Raw genomic sequence first — 6599 nt, forward strand, 5'->3', positions numbered from 1 at the left:
CCCTAACGAACATTGACTGAAGCCATCTCTTGGCCGTCAAGACTCATGACATGGGTCGAGCACGCCAGGCACGGATCAAAGGAATGGATCGTACGCAAGATCTCCAGGGGTCGCAGCGGATCGGCCAACGGGGTGCCGATCAGGGAGGCTTCAAAGGCGCCAATATTGCCCTTGGGATCGCGAGGAGATCCGTTCCATGTCGTCGGCACGACACATTGATAGTTGTCGATCTTTGTGTCCTTGATCCTGATCCAATGCCCAAGCGCACCGCGCGGCGCCTCAGTGAAACCGTAGCCCATGCCTCCTTGGGCCAGCTTTCCGGCTTCCATCTTGTGACATTGGCAGTTGCCGTATTGCCTGCCTTAATGTGGACGACCAACTTATCCTGGAAGTAACGCAGCTGATGCGCCGCCCACTGACATTCGAGTGCCCGCGCCGCGGTGCGGCCAAGCGTCGAGAACATCGCCGTCAGGGGAAGATTGAGTCCCTTGAGCAGTCTGTCGGCCGGCTCCTTGAACTCGGCTTTGCCCTGCGCATAACCGATGATGTATCGCGCCAAAGGCCCGACCTCGACGGCGTGGCCGCGCCAGCGCGGCGCTTTGATCCACGAATACTTGCCGCCTTCGTCGAGTTCCTTGATATCTGTCTTACTGCCCTTGGCTTTTGGCCCGAGCTCGAAACTCGGTTCGGTGATGCCATCCCATGGATGCAGTCCACAGCAATCGCGCGGGTATTGATACCACGAATGCGTGACGAACTCCTGGATCTGCTCCGGATCACTATGATCGATCGGCAATATCTCCTTGAGATTGCCATCAAGAATGACGCCGCGCGGCAGCTTGAGATTGTTCGCAGAACAGTCGTTGGCGTTTTCGAGGATGTCGCCGTAGGACATTACGCTTTTGCTTGAAAGTCCGCCGCCATGGAGCCAATCCTTATAGAACGAGCCGATCATTGCGACGTCGGGCAGATAGACCTGCTCGACAAACTCGATCGAACGGTCGATGATCGAGGATACGAGATTAAGTCGCTCCATGTTGATCGCACCCACCGCACCAGTTCCGTCGATGTTGATCGCGCAGGGCACGCCGCCGACCAGCCAGTTCGGATGCGGATTCTTGCCGCCATAGACGGCCTGGATTTTGACGATCTCCTTCTGGAAGTCGAGCGCTTCTAGATAATGCGCCAGGGCCATCAGGTTCGCTTCCGCTGGCAGCCTGTAGGCCGGATGCCCCCAATAACCGTTCTTGAAGGGACCTAATTGCCCTGATCCGAAGAATTTAGTCAGCCTGATCTGCAAATCCTTAAAATAGCCAGGGGACGACAACGGCCACGGTGAGATGGACTGCGCCAGCGCGGAGGTCGACTTGGGGTCGGCTTTGAGCGCGGAGACCACGTCGACCCAATCGAGCGCGTGCAGATGGTAGAAGTGCACGAGATGATCATGCACGAGCAAGCATAGCTGCATGATGTTTCGGATCGAATTGGCATTCTCCGGAATGGTGATCCCTAGCGCATTTTCAACCGCGCGCACGGAGGTCAGCGCATGGGTGCCGGTGCATACACCGCAAATCCGCTCAGTAAACGCCCAGGCGTCGCGCGGATCACGTCCGCGCAAGATGACTTCGATGCCACGCCACATCGTCCCGCTCGAAACCGCATTGCGGATCACGTTGTCGGAATCGACATTGGCTTCGACACGCAGGTGGCCTTCGATCCGCGTCAATGGATCGATGACAATTCGCTTGCCGGAGCGATCGAGATTGTGCCCATTTGGTATCTGTCCGGCCACCGTCGCCCTCTTCTCAATTCCGGCTACTTTTGTGGGCTGTGCGATCCGGCTTGTTGGTCAACCGCTTCACGGCGGTGACCGCCGCATGGGCGGCGACGGTCAGCCCAATAACCCCGGCAGCAGCCATGCCGATCTGATCGGCGTTCTTCTCAATGCCGAACTGCTTGATGGTCGTGAGTCGGTCGTAAAACGAACCCTTGTCCCAAAAGCCGTCCTCGGAGCAACTGAGGCAGCCGTGGCCGGATTGAACCGGAAATGAAACACCGTCGTTCCACCGAAGGGCCGAACAGGCATTGTAGGTGGTTGGCCCCTTGCAGCCCATCTTGTAGAGGCAATAGCCCTTGCGTGCGCACTCATCGTCCCACTCTTCGACGAATTGGCCGGCATCGAAATGGGAGCGTCGATAGCATTTGTCGTGAATGCGCTCGGAATAAAACATCTTTGGGCGCCCTTGGCGATCGAGCTCCGGAAGCTTTCCGAACGTCGTGATGAAAGTCACCAAGCCGCTCATGACCTCTGCGATAGGCGGACACCCGGGTACCTTGATGATCGGCTTGTTCTTGATCACCTGATCGATCGGCGCTGCGCCAGTCGGATTGGGGTTGGCCGCCTGCACGCATCCCCAGGACGCACACGTGCCCCAAGCGATGATCGCCATCGGCTCTTCCGCCATCGACTTGAGCTTTTCAACGAACGGCTTGCCGCCGTCAATGCAGAACATGCCCCCCTGCTTCAGCGGCGGATTACCTTCGACCGCAAGCACATACTTGCCTTTATACTTGGCGCGGGCTTCCTCCAGGATGGCTTCAGCCTGGTGTCCAGCCGCCGCCATGATCGTATCGTCATAGTCGAGCGAAATCATCGACAGCAGCGTGTCTTTGATCAGCGGATGGGCCGAGCGGATGAAGCTTTCCGAGCAGCAGGTGCACTCGAGCCCGTGCAGCCAGATCACGGGGACGCGCGGCTTGGTCCCCAGGGCGTCGGCAATAGTGCTTGCGGCAAGCGGACCAAGTCCCAAGCTTGCGGCCGTCAAACTGCAGAATTTGTGGAAACTACGACGCGTGATGCCCTGACGTCTGATCACGCTGTAAAGCGTCTCCGTTGCCCCACCCATGAACCCTTCCATGTGAGTCGTCGTCGGCAGTAACGAACTGCTGACGCAGCAGCAAGAAACAGGCCATCGGAGCGCAACACTTGACTGGTTGCCAAGCCAGCCTTTCGACTCTTGCCCTATCGGCGGGCCGGCCAGCCTGCCACAGGCTCGCACCGTCGAGCCCTGTCATACCAGTGATGTCGGGCTTTGAACGTCGATGTGAGAACTTCAACAGAGCTGCACAATGATTTGCCAATCCAGGGCGACCACGTCATACTCACTTTTGCACGATCGGAACACGCGCGCGCATGCCCATTGTTGAAGGAGTTGGTGCAGTTGACGGGCACCGCGCCAGCCGTCCATCTCAATCAGACTTGCTCTCCGCGGACCAATGGCGGGTTCGATCCGCGTCATAGTCCGACTGCGGAAACACGCCAAAGTGGCGGCCCAGCGTCGCACAGAACGCGATGCGGAGCCGCGCAGCGTACATGCTTTGATTTGCAGGGCGGATCGATCCGATCTGTCTGTCATTCAATGTGGCTGCCGCACGGCATTACCACGGGATCGAGCGCGAAGGTCTGGATGTTCTGAAGCGATCATCTAGGAATGCATCGCGCGAACCAATCGACGGCAAGGCGCGGTCCTCTTAGCATATCACGACACCGCACTCACCTGCGAGAGTCTCTTCGCGATGCCGGAGGCGTCGCGTTCGTTCCTAGCACCGGCGCAATCTGGCCGAGTATAGCGGGCGCTGACGCTGACGTTCAGTCATCGGTGTCCAGCGGCAACGCCGGTTGCCAACTAGCCAAAAACCGTCGTCGGGCTCGTTCAACGCCGGGCGAATTATCGAAGTATTCCAGCATAGACGATGTACTGGACTTGTTCGCGATAGTACTTCCGGATTTCTCCGGGCGCGGCCGTTCCGACCACCACGATCAGACGCTCCTTCGGGTCGCAGAAAAATTGTGTTCCGTAAGCGCCGGTCCAGGTGAACTCACCTGGATTGCCCGGAACCGCCGAGATACCCTCGCTTATGCGCACAGCCACTCCGAGTCCAAAGCCGAAGCCGGCACGATGCGCCTCCACATTGGCGACCTTATTCTTGATCTCCGGCCCGAGGTGGTTAGAGATCATGTGGCGCACCGTCTTCGGGCCGAGAATGCGCTGCCCATCGAGCTCCCCGCCGTCTAGCAGCATTTGCCCGAAGCGCACATAGTCACCGACTGTCGCAAACGCGCAGGCTCCTCCGCAGTCAAACATTGTCGGACTTTCGAGGAGCTCGATCTCTTGAGGCTTTCCAGTCAGCGGGTCGTCTGGAAACGGATGCGCGAGGCGCTCGCGTTGTGATGTGGATAAATGGAAGGTGGCATCCTGCATCCCGATCGGCTTCCACAGGTTGCTGGCAAGATAGTCGCCCAATCGTTGTCCGCTGACCTGTTCCACAACAGCTCCGAGCACGTCGGTCGAGAAGCCGTATTCGAATTCCGTCCCCGGTTGGTGCGCTAGCGGCAACTTGGTAATGGCCTGGATGAAAGCCTGCTTGTCACCCTTTAGCGGCGGGGCTGCAAAATTCGGGTAGAGACGCGCCACTTGGTCTGGACTATCTGGAGGCGCGCCATAGGTGAGACCTGATGTGTGCCGATAAAGATCGTGGATGTAGATCGGAGAACTCTGCGCTTGATACTTTAACGAACCGTCAGGCCGTGGCACCGCGACCTTCATGTTTGCGAATTCCGGGTAATAATCCGTGAGCCTGCTCCGTAGAGGCAGGCGACCTTGCTCCATGAGGGTGAGCCCGGCAACGGCCACCATCGGCTTGGTCATAGATGCAAGCGCGAACATCGCATCGAGCCGCATCGACGATCCTTTTGCAGGATCAAGTTGGCCATACGCCTTGTAATGAATCAGCTTGCCGTCTCGGGCGATTGCAACCACCGCGCCCGGCACGCGCTTGCTTTCGATCTCACGATCGAAGAACTCGTCTAGCTTGGCAAAGCGTTGCTGAGAAACTCCAACGTCATCGGCCATGGCCTCGGGCAGAGGCGCTGAATGCACTGAATTGAAGCTGATTCCAGCAACCACTGCGGCCATAACAAGCTTGTTCATTCTATCCTCGCCAATAGACGAAGCTGGCTTGCGCTGCTCCAGCTCTGGCATGTCTGGTCTGACAAGCCGAAAGCCACTCGATCCGGTCCGGCGCGCCTGCGCTCATGTGCTTCTCCTGGCACCGCGTCTGTCGAGGAGAGCTAAGGTGAAGATGACCGCAAGAGCGAACATCAACATGCCGCCTGCAACCACACTCGCCTCGCGCCAGCGTGATGCTTGGACGTAGTCTATGACGTAGGCTGACAACACCTTGGTGCGCCCAGGAATATTGCCGCCGATCATCATCACGACGCCGAATGTGCCGATCGTATGAGCAAAGCCAATCACAGCGGCTTTGACAAACTCCAATCGCGCCAGCGGCAAACCGATGGTAATGAAGGCATGCAACGGAGAAACCCGCGCCGCGGCTTCCAGCGGAGGGTCGCCCATCGCAACAAAGGCGTTGCGGATCGGCTGCACCACCAAAGGCAGCGCCGAGAGCACCGATCCGACTACGATTCCTGCGAAGGTAAAGGCGAGCGAGCGCTCGCCCCAGAAAGAAGCGAGAAGCCCCCCCGGTCCGCCAGGCCCGAGCAGCACGAGGACACAGAAACCGAGTGCCGTCGGCGGTAGCACCAGCAGAAGCGTGATGATCGCTGCCGCCGCCTCGCGCAGAACAGTATGTGAACGCGCTAGCCACCACGCGAGCGGCGCACCAATCACCAAGAGGATGATGGTCGTCACGCTGGCGAGCTCGATCGTAAGCGCAACGGATTGCCAAATCTCTGCCGAAAACGCATCCATAGGCGTCAGCCCCCCAGTGAGAGACGGTCGCCGTCTTGGGGCAGTGATCGCCTACACATCCGGCGCGCCGAGGCATGGGGCGCGCAGCGCCTCTTAGTGGTGCGGACCTTCGCGGCGGCCACCACATTGACGCGCGTCGTTTTCGCGAGCAAGAGCAGCGTCGCAAACTTCATAGGAAACTCCTGCACGGGGCCGCGTCGACCGGTCTGACGGCTGCAGCTCCTCGTTCGTCATCCAGCAATCCCTGTGCCGCTTGCGCAATGTGGTGCATTCTAGGCTCAACGTGAAAAAATGCGCACAGACGACGAGTTCGCTGTGGAGTGGGTCTTGCGCTCTGTCAGGTTTCCGGCATCTTTGTTCCCGAGCAGACAGCGACGGCACAATGATGCGGCAGAGTTTGACGCCCTCAGGTTTGTTATTGGATCTTACGGCGCTTCATGATCACTCGACGCGATCCTTAAGTGGATTCTGTTTCGAAAATTGTCCCGGCCGTTTAGAGTTCGCTCGAACGCGAGCGCGGCTGAACGCAAGCACAACCCGCCGCATTCCCATTTACGATAATGGACGCGGTTGGTAGCAAGAATATCGGAATTCATGCCTTTGCTGGACATTGCCGGAAAGGACATCCAGGCGCGACGCCTTCATCCGGTAATCATGTGCGCACCATGACAAACGAGCGCGCAACCTTACGACATGCAGCTAGCCCGTCTTATTCATGATTGCCGGGCGGGGCAGCTGGAACATTTCCGGTCGGGGTGAAGGCGCGCGCGAACGCTTCGGCTTTTTCGCCGCTTTTCGACCCGACTTCGTGAACGCGTTGGAGGA

3 protein-coding genes and 1 pseudogene are annotated in these 6599 nt (G+C 58.5%); all 4 read right to left on the reverse strand.

The window, feature by feature from the left end; genetic code table 11:
• Positions 1-2: 2 nt before the first annotated feature.
• Positions 3-1792: pseudogene (locus tag AC066Y_RS35830) on the reverse strand (nickel-dependent hydrogenase large subunit).
• A gap of 13 nt (positions 1793-1805) precedes the next feature.
• Positions 1806-2906, reverse strand: coding sequence for a hydrogenase small subunit (locus AC066Y_RS35835; RefSeq protein ID WP_478277980.1), 1101 nt, complete (start codon positions 2904-2906; stop codon positions 1806-1808).
• Positions 2907-3728: 822 nt separating this feature from the next.
• Positions 3729-4991 carry a serine hydrolase domain-containing protein gene (locus AC066Y_RS35840; protein WP_478277975.1) on the reverse strand — a complete coding sequence of 421 codons (1263 nt, stop codon included), beginning with the start codon at positions 4989-4991 and terminating at the stop codon, positions 3729-3731.
• A gap of 102 nt (positions 4992-5093) precedes the next feature.
• Complete coding sequence (locus AC066Y_RS35845; RefSeq protein WP_478277976.1) at positions 5094-5774, reverse strand: molybdate ABC transporter permease subunit; 681 nt, start codon at positions 5772-5774, stop codon at positions 5094-5096.
• Positions 5775-6599: the final 825 nt, after the last annotated feature.

The organism is Bradyrhizobium sp. USDA3010, assembly GCF_056429065.1.

Bases quoted from the DNA above. Each gene is read 5' to 3' on its own strand.
- AC066Y_RS35835 (WP_478277980.1), bottom strand. From the start codon at position 2,906: ATGGGTGGGGCAACGGAGACGCTTTACAGCGTGATCAGACGTCAGGGC.
- AC066Y_RS35840 (WP_478277975.1), bottom strand. From the start codon at position 4,991: ATGAACAAGCTTGTTATGGCCGCAGTGGTTGCTGGAATCAGCTTCAAT.
- AC066Y_RS35845 (WP_478277976.1), bottom strand. From the start codon at position 5,774: ATGGATGCGTTTTCGGCAGAGATTTGGCAATCCGTTGCGCTTACGATC.